Source organism: Streptomyces sp. NPDC048291 (assembly GCF_043201715.1).
GTDB lineage: Bacteria > Actinomycetota > Actinomycetes > Streptomycetales > Streptomycetaceae > Streptomyces.
This window is the reverse complement of sequence record NZ_JBICZC010000003.1, coordinates 428,726-449,141: the sequence shown is the minus strand read 5'-3', so window position 1 is coordinate 449,141 and position 20,416 is coordinate 428,726. Positions and strand designations below refer to the sequence as shown.

Annotated in this window: 21 protein-coding genes; 9 read left to right on the top strand and 12 right to left on the bottom strand. The window is 71.7% G+C overall.

Features of this window, described 5'->3' with window-relative positions; all coding sequences use genetic code 11:
* Window positions 1-154 precede the first annotated feature (154 nt).
* The 3 genes from ACGF5O_RS09635 to ACGF5O_RS09625 all read right to left on the bottom strand — a co-directional run bounded on the left by ACGF5O_RS09635 (window position 155) and on the right by ACGF5O_RS09625 (window position 3,348).
* Window positions 155-1,180: a 6-phosphofructokinase gene (locus tag ACGF5O_RS09635; RefSeq protein WP_393809346.1), complete on the bottom strand. Its 1,026-nt coding sequence runs from the start codon at window positions 1,178-1,180 to the stop codon at window positions 155-157.
* Between the two features lie 180 nt (window positions 1,181-1,360).
* A complete protein-coding gene (locus ACGF5O_RS09630) occupies window positions 1,361-2,089 on the bottom strand; it encodes a glutamine amidotransferase (protein ID WP_351499378.1) in 729 nt (242 codons plus the stop codon).
* 20 nt (window positions 2,090-2,109) lie between these two features.
* Entirely contained in the window at window positions 2,110-3,348 is a 1,239-nt protein-coding gene (locus ACGF5O_RS09625) for a MurT ligase domain-containing protein (protein ID WP_393809345.1), read from the bottom strand.
* A 151-nt stretch (window positions 3,349-3,499) separates the two neighbouring features.
* On the opposite strand from ACGF5O_RS09625, the gene def reads away from it, so the two are divergent.
* The gene (gene def, locus ACGF5O_RS09620; protein ID WP_393809344.1) at window positions 3,500-4,039 is read left to right on the top strand and encodes a peptide deformylase; all 540 of its coding nucleotides are present in this window, start codon (window positions 3,500-3,502) and stop codon (window positions 4,037-4,039) included.
* A 104-nt stretch (window positions 4,040-4,143) separates the two neighbouring features.
* Here def and ACGF5O_RS09615 read toward each other — a convergent pair whose 3' ends face one another.
* Window positions 4,144-4,788, bottom strand: a complete 645-nt coding sequence (locus ACGF5O_RS09615) for a TetR family transcriptional regulator (RefSeq protein ID WP_393809343.1) — start codon at window positions 4,786-4,788, stop codon at window positions 4,144-4,146.
* Window positions 4,789-4,961: 173 nt separating this feature from the next.
* Here ACGF5O_RS09615 and ACGF5O_RS09610 point away from each other — a divergent pair, with 173 nt between their 5' ends.
* Window positions 4,962-6,227 (top strand): acyl-CoA dehydrogenase family protein, encoded by a 1,266-nt coding sequence (locus ACGF5O_RS09610; protein WP_393809342.1) that lies wholly within the window; start codon window positions 4,962-4,964, stop codon window positions 6,225-6,227.
* An 88-nt stretch (window positions 6,228-6,315) separates the two neighbouring features.
* Here ACGF5O_RS09610 and ACGF5O_RS09605 read toward each other — a convergent pair whose 3' ends face one another.
* From ACGF5O_RS09605 to ACGF5O_RS09595, 3 genes are read right to left on the bottom strand one after another with little or no spacing between them, the layout of a single operon-like run.
* Window positions 6,316-6,837 (bottom strand): cupin domain-containing protein, encoded by a 522-nt coding sequence (locus ACGF5O_RS09605; RefSeq protein WP_393809341.1) that lies wholly within the window; start codon window positions 6,835-6,837, stop codon window positions 6,316-6,318.
* Window positions 6,838-6,844: 7 nt separating this feature from the next.
* A complete protein-coding gene (locus ACGF5O_RS09600) occupies window positions 6,845-8,110 on the bottom strand; it encodes a cytochrome P450 (protein ID WP_393809340.1) in 1,266 nt (421 codons plus the stop codon).
* 2 nt (window positions 8,111-8,112) lie between these two features.
* On the bottom strand, window positions 8,113-9,180 hold the full coding sequence (locus ACGF5O_RS09595; protein ID WP_393809339.1) for a type III polyketide synthase: 1,068 nt from the start codon (window positions 9,178-9,180) through the stop codon (window positions 8,113-8,115).
* 185 nt (window positions 9,181-9,365) lie between these two features.
* Between ACGF5O_RS09595 and ACGF5O_RS09590 the strand changes: the two genes are divergently transcribed.
* On the top strand, window positions 9,366-10,028 hold the full coding sequence (locus ACGF5O_RS09590; protein ID WP_393809338.1) for a transcriptional regulator: 663 nt from the start codon (window positions 9,366-9,368) through the stop codon (window positions 10,026-10,028).
* Between the two features lie 56 nt (window positions 10,029-10,084).
* Here ACGF5O_RS09590 and ACGF5O_RS09585 read toward each other — a convergent pair whose 3' ends face one another.
* The 5 genes from ACGF5O_RS09585 to ACGF5O_RS09565 all read right to left on the bottom strand — a co-directional run bounded on the left by ACGF5O_RS09585 (window position 10,085) and on the right by ACGF5O_RS09565 (window position 14,994).
* A complete protein-coding gene (locus tag ACGF5O_RS09585) occupies window positions 10,085-10,315 on the bottom strand; it encodes a DUF6213 family protein (protein WP_089105419.1) in 231 nt (76 codons plus the stop codon).
* Between the two features lie 25 nt (window positions 10,316-10,340).
* The gene (locus tag ACGF5O_RS09580; protein ID WP_393809337.1) at window positions 10,341-11,726 is read right to left on the bottom strand and encodes an NADP-dependent succinic semialdehyde dehydrogenase; all 1,386 of its coding nucleotides are present in this window, start codon (window positions 11,724-11,726) and stop codon (window positions 10,341-10,343) included.
* A 75-nt stretch (window positions 11,727-11,801) separates the two neighbouring features.
* On the bottom strand, window positions 11,802-12,269 hold the full coding sequence (locus ACGF5O_RS09575) for an NUDIX domain-containing protein (RefSeq protein WP_393809336.1): 468 nt from the start codon (window positions 12,267-12,269) through the stop codon (window positions 11,802-11,804).
* Window positions 12,266-13,804, bottom strand: coding sequence for an ATP-dependent DNA ligase (locus ACGF5O_RS09570; RefSeq protein ID WP_393809335.1), 1,539 nt, complete (start codon window positions 13,802-13,804; stop codon window positions 12,266-12,268). The genes ACGF5O_RS09575 and ACGF5O_RS09570 overlap by 4 nt, the downstream gene beginning before the upstream one ends.
* Before the next feature lie 254 nt (window positions 13,805-14,058).
* Window positions 14,059-14,994, bottom strand: a complete 936-nt coding sequence (locus ACGF5O_RS09565; RefSeq protein WP_393809334.1) for an NAD(P)/FAD-dependent oxidoreductase — start codon at window positions 14,992-14,994, stop codon at window positions 14,059-14,061.
* 78 nt (window positions 14,995-15,072) lie between these two features.
* Between ACGF5O_RS09565 and ACGF5O_RS09560 the strand changes: the two genes are divergently transcribed.
* The 6 genes from ACGF5O_RS09560 (at window position 15,073) to ACGF5O_RS09535 (ending at window position 20,413) form a co-directional block, all read left to right on the top strand.
* Window positions 15,073-15,645 carry a helix-turn-helix domain-containing protein gene (locus tag ACGF5O_RS09560; protein WP_393809333.1) on the top strand — a complete coding sequence of 191 codons (573 nt, stop codon included), beginning with the start codon at window positions 15,073-15,075 and terminating at the stop codon, window positions 15,643-15,645.
* A gap of 165 nt (window positions 15,646-15,810) precedes the next feature.
* Entirely contained in the window at window positions 15,811-16,779 is a 969-nt protein-coding gene (locus ACGF5O_RS09555) for an NADPH:quinone oxidoreductase family protein (protein ID WP_393809332.1), read from the top strand.
* Window positions 16,776-17,957: an acyl-CoA dehydrogenase family protein gene (locus ACGF5O_RS09550; protein WP_393809331.1), complete on the top strand. Its 1,182-nt coding sequence runs from the start codon at window positions 16,776-16,778 to the stop codon at window positions 17,955-17,957. The genes ACGF5O_RS09555 and ACGF5O_RS09550 overlap by 4 nt, the downstream gene beginning before the upstream one ends.
* Window positions 17,954-19,027 carry an acyl-CoA dehydrogenase family protein gene (locus ACGF5O_RS09545; RefSeq protein WP_393809330.1) on the top strand — a complete coding sequence of 358 codons (1,074 nt, stop codon included), beginning with the start codon at window positions 17,954-17,956 and terminating at the stop codon, window positions 19,025-19,027. Before ACGF5O_RS09550 ends, ACGF5O_RS09545 begins: the two co-directional genes overlap by 4 nt.
* Before the next feature lie 225 nt (window positions 19,028-19,252).
* Window positions 19,253-20,116 (top strand): phosphatidylinositol-specific phospholipase C/glycerophosphodiester phosphodiesterase family protein, encoded by an 864-nt coding sequence (locus tag ACGF5O_RS09540; protein WP_393809329.1) that lies wholly within the window; start codon window positions 19,253-19,255, stop codon window positions 20,114-20,116.
* 102 nt (window positions 20,117-20,218) lie between these two features.
* Complete coding sequence (locus tag ACGF5O_RS09535; protein WP_093505948.1) at window positions 20,219-20,413, top strand: hypothetical protein; 195 nt, start codon at window positions 20,219-20,221, stop codon at window positions 20,411-20,413.
* The last annotated feature ends 3 nt before the right edge of the window (window positions 20,414-20,416 follow it).

Sequence of the window (20,416 nt, the reverse complement as noted above, 5' to 3'; positions counted from 1 at the left end):
GATTCGTGGGGGGTTGTACGTTTACTGCCGACCCCAGACTAGAACCGCCTCCGACCGCACCTGTGAGCGGGGGGCAAGGACACCCACCTGAAGGGGCGCGGGGAACTGCGCGACCAGCCCCCACGCACCCGCAGACGACACACGACCGCACCCCTTAAAGCACGGTCTCCGCCTCGTCGTACCGCCCGGAGGGAACCGTCTTCAACGTCTCCACCGCTTCGGCCAACGGCACCATGACGATCTCCGTCCCCTGCAGCGCCGTCATGTGGCCGAACCTCCCCCCGTGCACGGCCTCCACCGCGTGCCACCCGAACCGCGTCGCCAGCACGCGGTCGTACGCCGTCGGCGTGCCACCCCGCTGCACGTGCCCGAGGATGACCGGCCGCGCCTCCTTGCCGAGCCGCTGCTCCAGCTCGATGGAGAGCTGCCGGGCGATCCCGGCGAACCGCTCGTGGCCGTAGATGTCCTTGCCGCCCTCGTCGAAGGCCATCGTGCCCGCCTTCGGCTTGGCGCCCTCCGCCGCGACGACGATCGCGAACCGCTTGCCCGCCTCGAACCGCTCGCCGACCCGGCGGGCCAACTCCTCGATGTCGAAGGGCCGTTCCGGTACGACGATGGCGTGGGCGCCGGCGGCCATGCCGGAGTGCAGGGCGATCCAGCCGGTGTGCCGGCCCATGACCTCCACGACCAGCACCCGCTGGTGGGACTCGGCGGTGGTCTTCAGCCGGTCGAGGGCCTCGGTGGCGACCCCCACGGCCGTGTCGAAGCCGAAGGTCACGTCGGTGACGGCGATGTCGTTGTCGATGGTCTTCGGGACGCCCACGATCGGCAGACCCGCGTCGGACATCAGCCGGGCCGCCTTCAGCGTGCCCTCGCCGCCGATCGGGATGATCGCGTCGAGCCCGAGCTCGGCGACATGGCCCCTGGCCCGCTCCACGCCGTCCCGCAGGTGCGAGGGCTGGACCCGGGACGATCCGAGGATGGTGCCGCCGCGGGCCAGGATGCCGGCCACGGCGTCGAGGTCGAGCTTGAGGTAGTCGCACTCCAGGAGGCCCTTCCAGCCGTCCCGGAAGCCGATGACCTCGTCGCCGTGGTCGGCGACGGCGCGGTGCACGACGGACCGGATGACGGCGTTCAGGCCGGGGCAGTCGCCGCCGGACGTGAGGACACCAATGCGCATAGCCCGAAACAACCTTCTCCACGTGGGCCGGAGACCGGACCACGCTGTCCGGCTGACATCGCGGCCACCCTACCGGCGCAAGGGGGTCATTCCGTACCCGGCGTCCGCCTGCTGGACGCGCCCGCACATGTGAGCGGACACCCTGTCAGGCGGGCCCGGAACCGGCCGTTGCGACGCAGCTCAGGCGGGCTGCTGGGCGGCCGCGATGCGCTCGTTGCGGAGCGCCTCGTACCAGCGGTCGTCGATCGGCGGCAGCGCGTTGACGTCCAGCGCCAGCTTCAGCAGCAGGTCGGCGATGAGCGGGTTGCGGGCGAGGACCGGCCCGTGCATGTAGGTACCGAAGACGGTCTCGTTGTACGCGCCCTCCGTGCCGTCTCCGGTGCCGTTGCCCCGGCCCAGCTTGACCCGGGCGAAGGGGCGCGCGGTGGGGCCGAGCTGCGTGACGCCCTGGTGGTTCTCGAAGCCGGTCAGCGGGGGCAGGCCGAGCCGCGGGTCGATGTCGCCGAGGACGTCGCCGACGCACCGCTCGCCGGTCCCGCGCACGGTCGTCACGTCGAGCAGGCCGAGGCCGGGCTCGCGCTGCCCGAGGTCGTTGATGAACTCGTGGCCGAGGATCTGGTAGCCCGCGCAGACGGAGAACACGATCGCGCCGTTCTCCACCGCCCGGTACAGGTGCCCGTCGCGGCGCAGCCGCTCGGCGGCGAGCCGCTGCGGACGGTCCTCACCGCCGCCGATCAGGTAGATGTCGCCGGAGGTCGGGATCGGCTGGTCGCTGCGCACGTCGAGCCGGGCCACGTCCAGACCGCGCTGCCGGGCCCGCCGCTCCACGACGAGCGCGTTGCCCTGGTCGCCGTAGGTGCTGAGCAGGTCCGGGTAGATCCACACCAGCCGCAGTTGGTTGTCGCTCATGAACTGTTCGTCCTTCGTGGTCAGTTGCCGACGCGGCGGCGCAGGTCCTGGAACGCGGTGTAGTTCGCGATGACCTCGATCCGGCCGGGCGGGCACATCTGGACGGCCTGGTCGAGGGAGTCGCAGACCTGGAAGTGCTGGTTCGCGACCTCCAGCCGCACCGCGAGGTCCAGCTTGCGGTCGCCGAGCACGAAGATCGGGTGGCCGGTCAGGCGCGTGTAGTCCACGTCCCACAGCCAGGAGGTGTCGGTGCCGTCGGCGCCGCGCGCGTTCACCGAGAGGATGACCGGGGCCGGCGGCGGGTCGATCAGCGAGAACGTCTCCAGCCAGCCGGCCGGGTTCTTGGCGAGGAGCAGCCGCAGGTCGCGCCCCTGGAACTGCACGACGTCGTACCGTCCCGCGACGGCCTGCACCTGGTACATCCGCTCCAGGGCGACCTGCGGCGGCACCCCGAAGACGGCGGCGACGGCGGCCGAGGAGGCGGCGTTCGCCTTGTTGGCGCGGCCCGGCAGCTGCAGGTGGATCGGCCAGGCGGACCCGTGCGGGTCGAGGACGTGGTCCCCGGAGAGCACCCAGCTCGGCGTCGGCCGCCGGAACCCGCACTCGCCGCAGAACCAGTCGTCGCCCGGGCGCTGCATCACGCCACCGCAGGACGGGCAGGACCAGGCGTCGTCCTTCCACATCTGCCCGGCGGCGACCCAGATCACGTTGGGGGAGGAGGACGCGGCCCAGACCACCAGCGGGTCGTCGCAGTTCGCCACGATGACGGCCTTGGACCCGGCCAGCCCCTCCCGCCAGTTCTCGGCGAGCATCCGGGTCTCGGCGGCGCGGTCGAGCTGGTCGCGGGAGAGGTTGAGCAGCGCGATGCACTTCGGGTCGGTGTCCCGGGCCACCCCGGCCAGGTACTTCTCGTCGACCTCGATCACGCCGAACTTGGACTCCGAGCCACCCGCCAGCGCCGACGTGATGCCGGCCGGCATGTTGGCCCCGAGCGCGTTGGACACGACCGGTCCGGCGGCCTTCAGCGCCTCGGCGATCAGCCTGGTGGTCGTCGTCTTGCCGTTCGTCGCCGAGACGAGGGTCACGTCCAGGTTCTGGGCGAGCCGGGCGAGAAGGTCGGGGTCGAGTTTGAGCGCGACCCGGCCGCCGATCACGGATCCGCTGCCGCGTCCCGCGGCACGGGACGCCGCCGCGACCGCCTTGCCCGCGGTCACGGCGATCTTGGCCCGCGGCGTGAGCGGGTCCGAGTTGCCTGCCATCAGTTCTCGATCCTCCTTGACTACGCGCCGCGCCTGAGCCATCCGGCAACGTGGTGTGCACCTCAGCCTATCGAGATCCATTCGCACACCCGAATTCCGGCCCATGCCTGCGCGGCGAGCAGGGGCCCATCCGAACCGTACCCTTGCGGCCATGCGACAAGGTTCCATTCCGGGCGCCCACGGGCGGGTCCGGCCTCTCACCCTGCTCGGCGACCCCGTTCTGCACGCCCGCTGCGCGGAGGTCACCGACTTCGGCCCCGAACTCGCCCGGCTGGTGGAGGACTTGTTCGCGACGATGTACGCGGCGGAGGGGGTGGGCCTGGCGGCGAACCAGGTGGGGGAGTCGCTGCGGGTGTTCGTCTTCGACTGTCCCGACGACGACGAGGTCCGCCACCTCGGCCACGTGGTCAACCCGCGCCTGGTGGCGGCGGACGGCGTGACCCTCCGCGGCCCGGAGGGCTGCCTGTCCCTGCCGGGCCTGGAAGCGGGCACGGAACGCCACGACCACGCGGTGGTGGAGGGTTTCACGGCGACGGGCGACCCGGTCACGATCCACGGAACCGGCTTCTTCGCCCGCTGCCTCCAGCACGAGACCGACCACCTGGAGGGCCACGTCTACGCCGACCACGTCACAGGCTGGCGCAAGCGCAAGCTGATGCGACAGGTGGCGAAGTCCTCCTGGCACCGGTGAGGACATCCCCCCGTCTTTTGGGGGCGCGGGGCTGTGGCTGATTCGCGGCTGCCGCCGCGTGGGCGCGACAAGCCCCCACCGGGCGCTCGGCCGAAACCGAACCCTCAGAACCCCGGACCTCCAATTCTGTCCCCCGCAGCCGCAAGCCGCCCCCACAGAAGATCCGCCAAACTCTTCACCAGTTCCGCACGAGAACAGGGCCGTTCTCCCAGCCACCAGTCCCCCGCCGCATGCATCATCCCGACGATCCCGTGCCCCCACACCCGCGCCAGCTGCTGACTGTTCGGTCCCAGATCCAGCCGGTCCTCGATGACCTGCGCCAGCTCCTCACCCATCCGCCGCAACAGCGGAGCCGAGTGCTTGCCCACGTCGAACCCCTGGTCGGCGCCCGTGCTGCCGTCCGCGGGGTGCATCAGGAACCGGTACACCTGAGGCCGTGCCTCGATCGCCGCGAGGTACGTGTCCAAGGTCGCCTCGACCCGCTCACGGCGCTCCGCGGGCGCGTCCAGCGCGGCCCGCAGCGAGTTCAGCAGCGCGTCCGTGTGCCGGGTGGCCAGCGCCGCGTACAGCCCGCTCTTGTCGCCGAAGTGACGGTAGAGGATGGGTTTGGTGATGCCCGCCTCGGCCGCGATGGCGTTCATGGAAGCCTGTGGGCCGTCGCGCAGCACCACTCGGTCGGCGGCCTCCAGCAGCTCGCGCCGTCGGCGGTCGGCCGACCGCTGCTGTTCGGTTCGCTGCGTGGTGTCCATGTGCTCTCCCCACCCCGTGCTCTTATCGGTGACGCCTGCGCAAACTAACACCTGACGGCCATCTGCTCTCGAACTGGCTGCCGAGGTGACCTTGGGAGTTGACTTTTCCTACCGACGAGTAACAGACTCGGGTTACCGCTAGTAACACATTATGCGCCGCCGCTGGAGGGGTCATGGCCGAGTTCACCATGGAACTCAACGACGAACAGAAGGAGGTCCGGGACTGGCTGCACGGTTTCGCCGCCGACGTCATCCGTCCCGCGGCCGCCGAATGGGACGAGCGTGAGGAAACCCCCTGGCCGGTCATCCAGGAGGCCGCGAAGGTAGGCATCTACTCCCTCGACTTCTACGCCCAGCAGTACTTCGACCCCACCGGCCTCGGCATCCCGATGGCCATGGAGGAGCTGTTCTGGGGCGACGCGGGCATCGCCCTGTCCATCGTGGGCACGGGCCTCGCCGCCGTCGGCGTCCTCGCCAACGGCACCGAGGAGCAGATCGGCACCTGGATCCCCCAGATGTACGGCGACCCCAACGACGTCAAGGTCGCCGCGTTCTGCTCCTCCGAGCCCGACGCCGGCTCCGACGTCGGCTCCATGCGCACCCGGGCCGTCTACGACGAGGCCAAGGACGAGTGGGTGCTCAACGGCACGAAGACCTGGGCGACCAACGGCGGCATCGCCAACGTCCACGTCGTCGTCGCGGTCGTCGACCCGGAGCTCGGCTCCAAGGGCCACGCCTCCTTCATCGTCCCGCCGGGGACGCCCGGGCTGTCCCAGGGCCAGAAGTTCAAGAAGCACGGGATCCGCGCCTCGCACACCGCCGAGGTCGTCCTGGACGACGCCCGGGTGCCCGGGTCCTGCCTGCTCGGCGGCAAGGAGAAGCTGGACGAGCGCCTCGCCCGGGCCCGGGAGCGGGCCAAGTCGGGCGGCGGGCGAAGCGAGATGGGGGTCCCCCCGGCCGGAGGCTGGGGGAGGGTCAAGAACGCGGCGATGGCCACGTTCGAGGCCTCGCGGCCCGCCGTCGGGGCGATGGCCGTCGGTACGGCGCGCGCCGCCTACGAGGTCGCCCTCGACTACGCCGTGACCCGCGAGCAGTTCGGGCGGCCGATCATCGACAACCAGGGCGTGGCCTTCCAGCTCGCGGACATGCGCACGGCCGTCGACGCGGCCCGGCTGCTGGTGTGGCGGGCGTCCTGGATGGCGGTGAACGGGAAGCCGTTCACCGCAGCCGAGGGGTCGATGTCGAAGCTGTTCGCGAGCGAGACGGCGAAGAAGGTGACCGCCCAGGCGATCCAGATCCTGGGCGGCAACGGGTACACGCGGGAGTATCCGGTGGAGCGGATGCACCGGGACGCGGCGATCTACACGATCTTCGAGGGGACGAGCGAGATCCAGCGGCTGGTGATCGCCCGTACGTTGTCGGGGATGCCGATCCGGTAGCGCCGCGGGGGGTGCGGGTGCGTTGCGGGCGGACCGTGCGTTGTGGTTGCTCGCGCAGTTCCCCGCGCCCCTGACGGGGCGCTCCGTCTCACCGGTGCTTCAAAGGTGTGAGTTGTTCGATGTCGTAGCGCTTGCGGAGCGCCTCGATCGCCTCGTGGTCCGGTGGGCCGCCGTTGCCCAGGATCTCCAGCAGTTCCTCGAAGTAGTTCTCGTGATCGGGCGGCGGCGAGGACTGGAAGAACATCCTCGTCGGGGCGTCCGTCGGGTTGGCGAAGGCGTGGGGGCAGCCGGGGGGTACGGCGATCAACGTGCCCGGGGTTGCCCTTACCACCCGCGTGCCCGAACTGGACTCCCACTTCTGCCAGTTGTCGGGGGTGCGGATGCGGGGCTCGAAGGCGAGGACGTCCAGCTCGCCTTCGAGGACGTAGAACAGTTCCTCGCTGCGGGTGTGCACATGGGCGCCCACGTCGAAGCCCGGCGGGACGTCCACCTCGAAGGTGGAGGCCATCCGCGAGTGCGTTCCCGTCACCTTGAAGGTGACACGCTGGGCCGGCGTGTGGACCACGCGCCCGTGGCCCGGTGGTACGAGGAGTCCCTCACTTGTGGTCATGGGCCGCTCACCAGGCCACCGGAAGAGCCTCGGGCCCCCGGATCAACGCGCCCTTCCTGAAGGGCACCTGCTCCGGGGGTACGGCGAGCCGCAGCCCGGGCAGCCGGTCGAGCAGGACGTCGACGAGGAGTTCCTCCTCGAGCCTGCCGAGCTGGCCGCCGGGACAGTAGTGCGGGCCGAACCCGAAGGACACATGCGGGTTGGGGCTGCGGGCGAGGTCGATCGTCTCGGGGTCCCGGAAGACGGCCGGGTCGCGGTTCGCGGCCAGGTACGAGACGTAGATCGCGTCGCCCGCGCGGATCCGGACGCCCTTGATCTCCAGGTCCTGCGTGGCGATCCGGGACAGGCCGACCGCGCTGCGGTGCGGGATGTAGCGCAGGAGCTCGTCGATCGCCCGGGGGCGGATCGCCGGCTCGGTGCGCAGCCGGTCGAGGAGGTCGGGGCGGGTCAGCAGCAGGTAGAACATCTGCCCGCTGTTGTTGGTGACCGCCTCGCCGCCGATCTGGAGGAGGACGGCCAGACCGACGGCCTCCTCCAGAGCGACCTCGCCGCGGCCCACCGCGGCGCCCAGCAGCGAGCAGACGTCCTCGCCCGTGCTGTGCTCCCGCAGCCCGATCAGGTCGGCGAAGTAGACGCCCATCTCGCGCTTGGCCTTCTCGCTGACCTCCTTGCCGTGGCTGGAGGACAGGATCAGCTGGGTCCAGAGGTGCATGCTGTGCCGGTCGGCGGCCGGTACGCCCATCACCTCGCAGATCACCGCGATGGGGAACGGGCTGAGCACCGTCGCCGTGAGATCGGCGGGCGGCCCGTCCTGGACGAGCTCGTCGACGATCTCTTCCAGGACCAGGCGGGCCTTCTCCCGGACCCGCTCCACGCCCTTGGAGGTGAGCGCGGGGGCCACCGTACGGCGCAGCCGCGTGTGGTCGGGCGGGTCCAGGAAGCCGACCGCGCCGCGGTCCGGGATGAAGTGCGGGGCGAGCCGGGTGACCGGCTGCGCCATCACCGCCTCACGGCTGAACCGGGGGTCGTTGGCCACCATGCGTACGTCGTCGTACCGGGTGACCAGCCACGCCCAGCCGTCGCCGTTGGGGAGCCGGATCCGGTTGATCGGACCCGCCCGCATCAGCTCGGCCAGGGTGGGGTCGAAGTCCACCCCCGCCAGGTCCGGCACTTCCCAGTGCCGGACCGGACAGGTGGCCTCACCGGCTGCCTCGGCGACGACCTCGGCGGTGGCCGCCTCGTCGGCGGGGTCGAGCGGTTCGGTGAGTGCCATCTCTATCGAGCCGCCTCTTCGTCCGGACGCCGCCAGCGACCCAGCGACATCTCCGCGGTGATGCCGGGACCGAACCCGGCCAGCAGGCCGCGCGCCTGGTGCTCGGCACCGCCCTCGTCGAACATCCGGCGCAGGGCGTCCAGGACGACGGCGCTCGCGATGTTGCCGTACTCGGTGAGCGTGGCCCGGCTGAACCGGAAGGCGTGCGGGTCGACCTGGAGGAACTTGCTCAGGTCGTCCAGGATGCGCGGCCCGCCCGCGTGGACTATGTAGAAGTCCAGGTCGGACGCGTCCCAGCCGTGCAGCCCCGCCAGGTCCTGGAGAGCCGGCGCCAGCGGCTCCATGGTCGCCGGGACCCGCTTGTCCAGCAGGAAGTGGAACCCGGTGGCCCGCACGTCGTACATGATCCACTCTTCGGTCTTCGGGATCAGGTACGAGCCGTTGCGTTCGAGCTCGACGCCCGTGCCGCCCTGGCCGCGGACCACGGCGGCGGCGATGCCGTCGCCGAAGAGGCCGTTGGAGAGCAGCGAGCCGACGCCGAGGTCGGTCGGCTGGTAGCACAGCGAGCAGAACTCGCAGGCCACGATGAGGGCGTTGGAGTTCGGGTACGCCGAGCAGAAGTCGTGCGCCCGGTTGATCGCCGCTCCGCCGGCCGCGCAGCCGAGCTGCGCGATGGGGATCTGGCGGGTGGTGGAGTCGAAGTCCATCTCGTTGATCAGCCACGCGGTGAGCGAGGGCATCATGAAGCCCGTGCACGAGACGTAGATGATCACGTCGATGTCGCTGGTGAGCAGCTCGGCGTCGTCGAGCGCTCGCTGGATGACTGCGGGGACCCTGGCCTTGGCCTCGACCTCGTAGAGCTTGTTGCGCTCCTCGAAGCCGGGGTGCTTCAGGGTCTCCTCGATCGGCTGCACGATGTGCCGGGTGCGAACGCCCGTGTTCTCGATCAGTCTCAGCGCCAACGGCAGCTGCGGGTGGTTCTCGTGGTGGGAGCGCGCCAGTTCCAGCGTCTCCTCCATCGTGATCACGTACTCCGGGACCGACACTGAGGGTTTGCACAAAGTCGCCATGAACCGTGCCTGCTTTCAGCCTTCCGGCGGGTTTGGGTCCGACCGGTCAGAGAGGTGGTTCACCTCAGGAGGTGGTTCCCTCACGATCACCCGTGAGGGCGACGATCTCTCGCCGGACTACTCCGAACCGGTGACCCCGTGTCAGGGTCGGATCAGCACAGAGGTATCCAGACGAGGAGGACGCGATGCCCGGCACGGCCGTCGAGATGCTGGAAACGACCAGGTCAGAGCTTTCCCCGGACCCGAAAGCCAACCCGTTGGTCCCCCTCGTGGCCGGCGGCCGGGCGAGCCTGGAGACACTCGCCGCACTCGCCCTGGAACAACACCGGGTGATCCCCGCCGACCGGCACGCGTTCCTGCATCTGGCGCAGCGCGCCTCCGAGGAGCCGGCGGCCGCCGGGTTCTTCACCACGCTGGCCGAGGGCGAGGAGCTGGCCGCAGAGCGGCTGGGCGCGTTCGCCGAGGCGTGCGGAGTGGATGAAGAGCGCATGCGGGCGTACGAGCCCCTACCGGGCTGCCAGGCGTACCCGGCGTACATCTCCTGGCTCGCCCTCAACGCCACCCCGACGGACGCCGTCCTCGCCGTCACGGCCAACTTCGCGACGTGGGGCACGTATTGCGCGACCATCGCGCAGGGCCTGCGCGAGCACTACGGCTTCACCGACGAGTCCTGCGCCTTCTTCGACTTCTTCGCAGAACCGGCCCCGGCCCTGGACCAACAGGCGACGGCAGCGGTGCAGGCGGGACTGGACTCAGGACGCCTGGACGAGAAGCGCGTGTACACCTACGGCCGCCTGCTCCAGGCATACGAGCAGATGTTCTGGACGTCGCTCAGCGCACTCACCTAGGGGCGCGGGGAACTGCGCGACCAGCCACAACCCCACCCGCACCCGCTGAACGACCGTCACTCCCCACTGCTATGGGCGATACAAGCCACGTCGATCCGATCGGCGAGTTTCGCCAGCTCGATGGTCAGCGCAGCCACCGTGTCCTCGTCCAGCCCACCCTCGTCGGCCTCCACCAGACGCAGCCACCGTGCCCCCAACGTCCGCAACAACTTACTCACGTCGGCCGCGGCCACCTGCAAGGTCCCGCGGTCGTCGACGATCAGAGGCAGGGTCACTTCGCGGTTCACACTCGGGATCGTAGTCGCGCAACGCTCACGCACCCTGCCAAACAGTGGTGATGTTGCAGAACTCCCGGATTCCGTGCCCGGACAGCTCACGGCCGTAGCCGGACCGCTTCACCCCGCCGAACGGAAACGCCGGGTGGGAGGCGGTCATGCCGTTGACGAACACGCCACCGGCCTCCAGATCCCGCACGAACCGGTCCACCTCGGCGTCGTCCCGCGTCCACACGTTCGAACTCAGCCCGAAGGGCGAGTCGTTGGCGATGAGGACCGCCTCGTCCAGGTCCCCGGCCCGGTACAGCGTGGCCACCGGACCGAACGCCTCCTCGCGGTGGATGCGCATGTCGCGGTGGATCCCGGCCAGGACGGTCGGCGGGTAGTACCAGCCGGGCCCCTCCGGCCGCCGCCCGCCGCACAGCACCTCCGCACCCGACCGCTTCGCGTCCTCGACCAGCTCCTCCAGGTCCCTGCGCCCCTGCTCGCTCGCCAGCGGACCGACGTCCGTCGCCTCGTCCATCGGGTCGCCCGTGCGCAGCGCGGCCATGCCCGCCACGAACCGCTCCGCGAACGCGTCGTAGACGGCCGTGTGCACGATGAACCGCTTCGCGGCGATGCACGACTGCCCGTTGTTCTGCACGCGCGCCGTCACCGCGATCCTCGCGGCGCGGTCGATGTCCGCCGAGGACATCACCACGTACGGGTCGCTGCCGCCCAGCTCCAGCACCGTCTTCTTGATCATCTCGCCGGCGGTGGCGGCGACCGCACGGCCCGCGGGCTCGCTGCCGGTGAGCGTCGCCGCCCGCACCCGCTCGTCGCGCAGGACGTCGTCGACCGCGCCCGAGCCGATCAGCAGGGTCTGGAAGCAGCCCTCGGTGAAGCCGGCCCGGTGGAACAGGTCCTCCAGGTACAGGGCGGTCTGCGGGACGTTGGACGCGTGCTTGAGCAGGCCCACGTTGCCCGCCATCAGCGCCGGCGCGGCGAACCTGACCACCTGCCAGAGCGGGAAGTTCCACGGCATCACGGCGAGCACCGGCCCGATGGGGCGGTACCGCACCCGTACCCGGGACGCGCCCGAGTCCTTCACGTCCGAATCCGCCGGCTCCTCGTCGGCCAGCAGTTCCTCCGCGTGGTCGGCGTACCAGCGCATCGCCTTCGCGCACTTGGCGGCCTCCGCACGGGCCTGCTTCAGCGGCTTGCCCATCTCGGTGGTCATGATGCGCGCGATGCCGTCCAGGTCGCCGTCGAGCAGGTCGGCGGCCCGGTGCAGCAGCCGGGCGCGCTCGGCGAAGGTGCTCGTGCGGTACGTGCGGAACGTCGCCTCGGCGAGTTCGAGCCGGCGTTCGAGCTCGTCCTCGTCCATGGCCTCGAACGATTCGAGCGTCTCGCCGGTCGCCGGGTTGACCGTCGCGATGGGCATGGCTGACCTCCCTTGGAGCGGGCTTGCTATGACCTTCCCGCGCGGCCGGGGCGACCGCAACGTAGGGGGCGCTGTTCAGCGCGTGTGCTCCGCCAGCCGGTCGAGAAACGCGGCCTGCGCCTTGACGATCACCTCGCGGGCCCGGTCCGGGGTCAGCCAGGCCACCCGGTCCAGCTCGGGGAACTCCTGGATCCGGCCCGACCGCGGCGGCCACTCCATCACGAAGGTGCCCGGTTCGACGGTGGCCGGGTCCAGGTCGGCCTCGATCGCCCACGCCGTGACGATCTTGCCGTTGGTCTGCCGGACCTCGCCCAGCTCGATCGCCTCGCCGTCCGGCGGCGCCAGGCCCAGCTCCTCCCGGAACTCGCGGCGGGCCGCCTCCCAGGCGGGCTCGTCCGGCCCGTACTCGCCCTTGGGGACGGTCCAGGCGCCCGCGTCCTTCTTGGCGAAGAACGGCCCGCCCATATGGCCGAGCAACACCTCGACGCCTTCGTCGGTATGCCGGAACAACAACAGTCCGGCGCTGCGCTTCGGCTCCGTCAACGCCGTACCTCCGGGTGGGCGGCCAGCAGGGTCTCCACCGTATCGGCCTCCTCGGGCCGTTTGTCCTCGCGGTAGCGGACGACCCGCGCGAAGCGCAGCGTCACCCCGGCCGGATAGCGGGTGGACCGCTGCAGACCGTCGTAGGCGATCTCGACGACGAGTTCGGGGCGTACGGTCACCACCCAGCCGTCGTCCGAGACCTCCAGTTCCCTGAGCCGGGCGGTCTGCCACTCCAGCAACGCGTCGGTCAGGCCCTTGAAGGTCTTGCCGAGCATGGCGAAGGTGCCGTCCGGGTTGCGGGCGCCGAGGTGGAGGTTGGAGAGCCTGCCGGTGCGGCGGCCGTGGCCCCACTCGGCGGCCAGGACGACCAGGTCGAGGGTGTGGACGGGTTTCACCTTCAGCCAGGAGGCGCCCCGGCGGCCGGCGCTGTAGGGCGCGTCGAGGCCCTTGACGACCACGCCCTCGTGGCCGCGGTCCAGGGCGGCGGCGAGGAACTCCTCGGCGGCCGGCGTGTCGTCCGGCCCGGACACCAGCGCCCGGCGCACCCGCATCGGCTCCGGGACCAGCCGGGCCAGTTCCGCGTGCCGTCCGGCGAAGGGCAGGTCGAGCAGGTCGCGGCCGTCGACCGCGAGCGCGTCGAAGAAGACGGGGGAGACCGGAACCTCCCGGGCCGCCTTCGCCACGTCCGTCCGGGAGCCGACCCGGCCCGCCGTCTCCTGGAAGGAGCGGGGCCGCCCGTCCGCGTCGAAGGAGATCACCTCGCCGTCCAGGACGAACCGGTCGCCGCCCAGCTCCCGTGCGGCGGCGGTCACCTCGGGCAGGCGGTCGGTGATGTCGTCCAGGGTGCGGGTGAAGACCCGTACCGTGTCGCCGTCCCGGTGGACCTGGACCCGGATGCCGTCCAGCTTCTCCTCGACCGCCGAGCCGCCCAGCTTCGCCACCGCCTCGGCGACCGAGGCTGCGGTGTGGGCCAGCATGGGCAGCACCGGGCGGCCGACGGTGAGCCGGAAGCGCTCCAGGGCCGACGGGCCGTCCGCCAGCAGCGCCGCCGCAACCGCCTGGAGGGACCCGGCGAGCATCACCGCCCGGCGCACGTCGGCCGGGTCCGCGCCGGTCGCCTGCGCGAGCCCTTCGACGGCGATCGCGTCCAGGGCGCCCTGCCGGACCTCCCCGGTGATCAGCCCCAGCAGGAAGTGCTGCTCGTCCGCCGTCGCCGCTCCCATCAACTCGCCCACGATCCGGGCCCGTTCGGCCTGCGATCCGGTCCCGGAGACCTTGCCGAGCTCGCCGAGCAGGGCGTCGACCGCGCGGACCGTGAGGGACGGTTCGGCGGCCGGCGGGACGGGCCGGCTCAGCACCTTCCAGCCGACGCCGAGACGGCCCTGCGGGAGCCGCCCGGCCAGGTACGGGATGACGACCGGCACGTCGTCGGGCGCCGTCTCCCGGAAGAGCTCGGCGAGCAGCGCGCTCTTGCGGGACCTGGCCGCGGTGGCGGCGACCTCCCGGGACACTTCGGCGAGCCGGGTCAGCAGCATGCAGCCATGGTGCAACGGGCGCCGCCGGACCACACCCCGTCGGGTGTGCTCGGGCCGGACGCCGTCGGGTGTGCTCGGGCCGGACGCCGTCGGGTGTGCTCGGGCCGGACGCCGTCGGGTGTGCTCGGGCCGGACGCCCTCGGGTGTGCTCGGGCCGGACGCCCTCGGGTGTGCTCGGGCCGGACGCCCTCGGGCATGCTCGGACCAGACGCCGTCGGACGTGCCCGGACCAGACGCCGTCGGGCGTGTCCGGGCTACGCCCGTACCGCCGCGTCCAGGTCGGCGAAGAGCAGCTCGCCGTTGATCGCCGCGCCGGCCCGGTAGCCGCGGCTCGCCGCGTTGACCACCTGTTCGGCGAAACCGCTCGCGTTGCCGGCCGCCCACAGCCCGGGCACGGTCGTCAGGCCCCGTTCGTCGATCACCGGGTAGGCGCCGAAGGGGGTCTCCGTCAGCTCCGCGCCGAGCCCGAGGAACAGGTCGTTCCGCGGGACCGGGCGGGGCGCGACGAACAGTGCCTCCCGTTCGTGCACGGTCCCTTCGGCGAGCCGTACGCCCGTCAGCCGGTCGTCCTCGATCCGCAGCCCGACGACCTCGCCCGGCACCACCCGCACCCCGGCCGCGGCCAGCCGCCGCAGGTCGTCGTCGGTCAGCTCCGTCTCCTCGACCTGGTGCAGGAAGAGGGTCACGTCCTTGGACCACTGGGTGACCATCAGCGCCTGGTGCACGCTCATCGGCGTCGTGGCCAGCACGCCGAAGGCCTGGTCGCGGACCTCCCAGCCGTGGCAGTACGGGCAGTGCAGCACGTCCCGGCCGAAGCGCTCGGCCACGCCGGGGACCGGCGGGAGCTCGTCCTTCAGGCCGGTGGCGACGACCAGCTGCCGGGCCCGGACCGTCCGGCCGCCCGCCAGCGTCACCGTGAAGCCGCCCGCGTCGTCCCTCGTCGCGCCCACCGCCAGGTCCCGGACCAGCTCCACGCCGTACCGGGCGATCTCCTCCCGGCCCACCGCCAGGAACTCCGCGGGCGCCATGCCGTCCCGGGACAGAAAGCCCTGCATGTGGGCCGCCGGGGCGTTGCGCGGCTCGCCGGCGTCGACGACCAGCGTGCGGCGCCGGGCCCGGCCCAGGACCAGCGCGGCGGACAGGCCGGCCGCGCCGCCTCCGACGACGACCACTTCGTACGTATCGGTCATGGTGACCACCTCCGCGGCCGAGGGTGGCCCGGCCGCTGCCGGATTGACAAACGGCTTTGCCGAAACTGCAATGCAGTCATGACTACGGACGACGTCCTGGCAGGCGTGGGACCCCGGCTGCGCCGGATCCGCAAGGAGCGGGAGGTCACCCTCGCCGCCCTCTCCGAGACCACCGGCATCTCGGTCAGCACCCTCTCCCGGCTGGAGTCCGGGCTGCGCAAGCCCAGCCTGGAGCTGCTGCTGCCGATCGCGCAGGCCCACCAGGTGCCCCTGGACGAACTGGTCGGCGCCCCGCCGGCCGGCGACCCGCGGGTGCGGGCCAAGCCGATGGAGCGGTACGGCAGGACGTTCCTGCCGCTCACCCGGCAGCCCGGCGGTCTGCAGGCCTTCAAGGTGCTCGAACCCAGGCGGAAACTCGAACCCGAGCCGCGGACCCACGAGGGCTACGAGTGGCTCTACGTGCTGTCCGGGAAGTTGCGGCTGGTGCTCGGCGACCACGACGTCGTGCTGGGGCCGGGGGAGGCGGCCGAGTTCGACACCCGGGTGCCGCACTGGTTCGGGTCGACGGGGGAGGGGCCGGTGGAGTTCCTCAGCCTGTTCGGGCCGCAGGGGGAGCGGATGCACGTGCGGGCCCGCCCGAAGCGGCCGTGAGGCATCCGGCCCGACGCATCCGGCCCGACGCATCCGGCGTGACCAATCCGGCCCGGCGATTGCGGCGTTCCCCGGGCGGCTGTTCCCTCCATGGCAAGCGACCGCTTAGTATGCGGTGGACCCCGGTCAGACGACGCAGTCGACGCAGTCCCGTGGAGGCACCGCATGCAGGCATGGCAAGTGCACGAGAACGGCGAGCCGAGCGAGGTGATGCGGCTCCAGGAGGTGGAGCGGCCCACGCCCGGCGACGGCCAGGTGCTGCTCAGGGTGCGTGCCGCCAACATCAACTTCCCGGACGTCCTGATGTGCCGGGGCCACTACCAGGTGCGCCCGCCGCTGCCGTTCACGCCGGGGGTGGAGATCTGCGGCGAGACCGAGGACGGGCGCCGGGTGATCGCCAACCCGGCGCTGCCGCACGGCGGTTTCGCCGAGTACGCGGTCGCGGACGCCGCCGCGCTGCTGCCCGCGCCGGACGCGCTGGACGACGCCGAGGCCGCCGCGCTGCACATCGGCTACCAGACGGGCTGGTTCGGCCTGCACCGCAGGGCGGCCCTGCAGGCCGGCGAGACGCTGCTCGTGCACGCCGCCGCCGGCGGGGTCGGCAGTGCGGCCGTGCAACTCGGCAAGGCCGCCGGGGCGACGGTGATCGGTGTCGTCGGCGGCGCCGACAAGGCCGCCGTCGCCCGCCAGCAGGGCTGCGACGTCGTCGTGGACCGGCGCGCCGAGGACGTCGTCGCCGCCGTCAAGGAGGCCACCGGCGGCCGGGGCGCCGACGTGATCTACGACCCGGTCGGCGGCGACGCCTACACCCAGTCCACCAAGGTGGTCGCCTTCGAGGGCCGGATCGTGGTCGTCGGCTTCGCCAGCGGCAGCATCCCCAGCCCGGCGCTCAACCACGCCCTGGTGAAGAACTACTCCATCCAGGGCCTGCACTGGGGCCTGTACGCCACCAAGAACCCCGGGCTGATCCTGGAGTGCCACCGGCAGCTCAGCGAGCTGGCCGCCAAGGGCGCCATCAAGCCCCTGGTGAGCGAGCGGGTCCCGCTGTCCGGGGCCGCCGCGGCCGTGCAGCGGGTCGGCGACGGCGTCACCACCGGCCGGGTCACCGTCGTACCGAACGGAGCCGCAGCATGACCGACGCCGCCGAACTCCAGCGCCGCACCGCCGAGTTGCTGGCCGCGTATCCGGTGGAGACCACCGATCGGCTCGACTTCCTCAAGGCCCGCTTCGACGCCGGACTCGCCTGGGTGCACTATCCGGAGGGCCTCGGCGGACTCGGTGCCCCCCGCTCCCTCCAGGTCGTCGTGGACGCCGAGCTGGAGGCCGCCGGCGCCCCCGACAACGACTCGCGCCGCAACGGCATCGGGCTCGGCATGGCCGCGCCGACCATCCTCAAGTACGGCACGGAGGAGCAGAAGCAGTGCTATCTGCGGCCGTTGTGGATCGGCGAGGAGGTCTGGTGCCAGCTGTTCAGCGAGCCGGGCGCCGGCTCCGACCTGGCCGCGCTGGGCACCCGGGCCGTGCGGGAGGGCGACGAGTGGGTGGTGAACGGGCAGAAGGTGTGGACCTCCGGCGCGCACAACGCCCGCTGGGCCATCCTCATCGCCCGCACCGACCCGGACGTGCCCAAGCACGCGGGCATCACCTACTTCGTCTGCGACATGACCGACCCCGGCGTCGACGTCCGCCCGCTGCGGCAGATCACCGGCGAGGCCGAGTTCAACGAGGTCTTCCTCACCGACGTCCGGATCCCCGACTCCCGGCGCCTCGGCGCGGTCGGCGACGGCTGGCGGGTCGCGCAGACCACGCTGAACAACGAGCGCGTCGCCATCGGCGGCATGCGGCTGCCCCGCGAGGGCGGCATGATCGGCCCGGTCGTGAAGACCTGGCGCGAACGCCCCGCACTGCGCACCCACGACCTGCACCAGCGGCTGCTGAAGCTGTGGGTGGAGTCCGAGGTCGCCCGCCTCACCGCCGAGCGCCTGCGCCAGCAGCTGGTCGCCGGACAGCCCGGGCCCGAGGGCGCCGGCATGAAGCTCGCCTTCGCCCGCCTCAACCAGGAGATCAGTGGCCTTGAGGTCGAACTCCGGGGCGAGGAAGGCCTGTTGTACGACGACTGGACCATGCGCCGGCCCGAACTCGTCGACTTCACCGGCCGGGACGCGGGCTACCGCTACCTCCGCGCCAAGGGCAACAGCATCGAGGGCGGGACCAGCGAGGTCCTGCTGAACATCGTCGCCGAGCGCGTCCTGGGCCTGCCCTCGGAGCCGCGCACCGACAAGGACGTCGCCTGGAAGGACCTCGCCCGATGAGCGATCTGTTGTACTCGGAGGAGGAAGAGGCGCTGCGGGCCGCGGTGCGGGACCTGCTCGCCGACCACTGCGACGCGCCGGGCGTCATCGCCCGTACCGAGTCGGACACCCCGCACGACGCGGCGGCCTGGAAGGCCCTCACCGAGGGCATGGGCCTCGCCGGCCTGCTGGTCCCCGAGGAGCTGGGCGGCCAGGGTGCGTCGCACCGCGAGGTCGCCGTCGTCCTGGAGGAGCTGGGGCGGGCGGTCGCGCCGGTGCCGTATCTGACCAGTGCCGTGGTGGCGACCGAGGCGCTGCTGGCCTGCGGCGACGGGCAGTTGCTCGGGAAGCTGGCGTCCGGGCGGACCGTCGGGGCGCTGGCGGTGGGGCTGCATGTCGCCCCGGGCGGCGAGTTCAGCACCGTACGCGTCGAAGACGGCCGTCTGCACGGTGAGTTGACCGGGATCGCGGACGCGGTCGCGGCCGACGTGCTGCTGGTGCCCGGCGCCGACGGTGGGCTGTACGCGGTCGAGGCGGGCGCGGTGACCGTCACCCCGCAGGTCGCGTTCGACCTGACCAGGCCGCTCGCCACGGTGACCCTGGACGGGGCGGCCGGGCGGCGCGTGGGCGACGCCGAGCCCGCGGTACGACGGGCGCTGCGGGCCGGGGCCGGGCTGCTGGCCTCCGAGCAGTTCGGCGTCGCCGAATGGGCGCTGACCGAGACCGTGCGGTACCTCAAGGAGCGCAAGCAGTTCAACCGGCCGGTGGGCGGGTTCCAGGCGATCAAGCACCGGCTGGCGCAGCTGTGGCTGGAGGTGGTGAACCTTCGCGCGGCGGCGCGCGGTGCGGCCGACGCGCTGGCCTCCGGCGGGGACGCCGATGTGCTGGTGGCCGTCGCGCAGGCGTATGCGGCGCCGGTCGCCGTGCACGCGGCGGAGGAGGCGCTGCAGTTGCACGCGGGCATTGGGATGACCTGGGAACATCCCATTCACCTGTATCTGAAGCGGGCGAAGGCCGACTCGATCGCCTTCGGTACCGCGGGGGCGCACCGGTCGGCTCTTGCCGGGCTCGTCGACCTTCAAGCGCCGTGAGGTGACGGTTTTCGGCTGCGGGTGTGTGGGGGCCGGTCGCGCCCACGCGGCGGAGCCGCATATCAAATGCAGCCCCGCGCCCCTTGCGGGGCGCCCGTGCCGGGGTCGGCATGAAGTGAACCGGGGGTGGCAGTCCAGCCAACCTCCTGCGCAGGTGCGCCGATTGGGCTCTGTTCGCACGCATACTCCCTTGGGTCACTCATGGCCCTACAAGGGAGGCAGAGCATGGCCCTCACCACCCGTCGCAGAGCCCTCACCACCCTCGGTGCCGCCCTCGCCGGCGCCGTCGTACTGCCCGGCGCGCAGGCCTGGGCGGGCGGCGGTCGGCGTGGTCGGCGACCGCTGTGGCGTGCCCACGCCCACAACGACTACGAGCACACCCACCCCCTGTACGACGCCCTCGGCCACCGGTTCGGGAGCGTCGAGGCCGACATCTTCCTCGTCGGCGACCAGCTCCTGATCGGCCACACGGCGGACGACCTCGACCCGAGCCGTACCCTCGAATCCCTGTACCTCGACCCGCTGTCCGCCATCGTCAAGGCCAACCACGGTTCCGTGTACCGGGGTTGGCGAAGGCCGCTGCAACTGCTCATCGACATCAAGACCGAGGGCTCCTCGACCTACCTGGAGCTCGACCGGCACCTGCGGCGCTACCCGCACCTGTTCACCACCTACGCCCACGGCCGGGTGATCCCCGGTGCCGTCACCAACGTCATCTCCGGTGACCGAGCCGCCCGCACGCCGATGGAGGCGCAGACCGTGCGCCGGGCCTTCTACGACGGCCGGCTCACCGACCTCGGCACCGCGGCGCCCGCCTCCTTCGTCCCGTTGATCAGCGACAACTGGCAGCTCAACTTCACCTGGCTCGGCGAGGGCGCGTTCCCCGACGCCGAGCGCCGGAAGCTGCTCGACATCATCGGCCAGGCGCACGCGCACGGTCAGACGGTGCGCTTCTGGAACACCCCCGACGTGGCCGGCCCCGCCCGCGACGCGCTGTGGAGCGAGTTGTTCGCCGCCGGCATCGACTACTTCAACACCGACGACCTGGCTGGCCTGGAGGCCTTCCTGGACGCCCGCGCGGCGTCGTAAGACCACTCGAACGGGGGCCGTGTCAACCGCACGGGCCAACCCTCCGCTACGCCACACTTGCGGCCGAACGCCCCGGAACGGGCGTGGCGGAGGAGGTTCGCGATGGCCGTTTCCATCTCTGTGGTGCTGCTGCTCCTGTTGCTGGCCGTGATCTTCATGCGCCAGGGCGCGCTGAAGATCTCACACGCCCTGGTCTGCATGCTGTTCGGGTTCTTCCTGGCCAGTACCAGCATGGCGCCGACCATCACCAGCGGGCTCACCGCCACGGCCGACCTGGTCAGCAGTCTGCGGCCCTGAGCC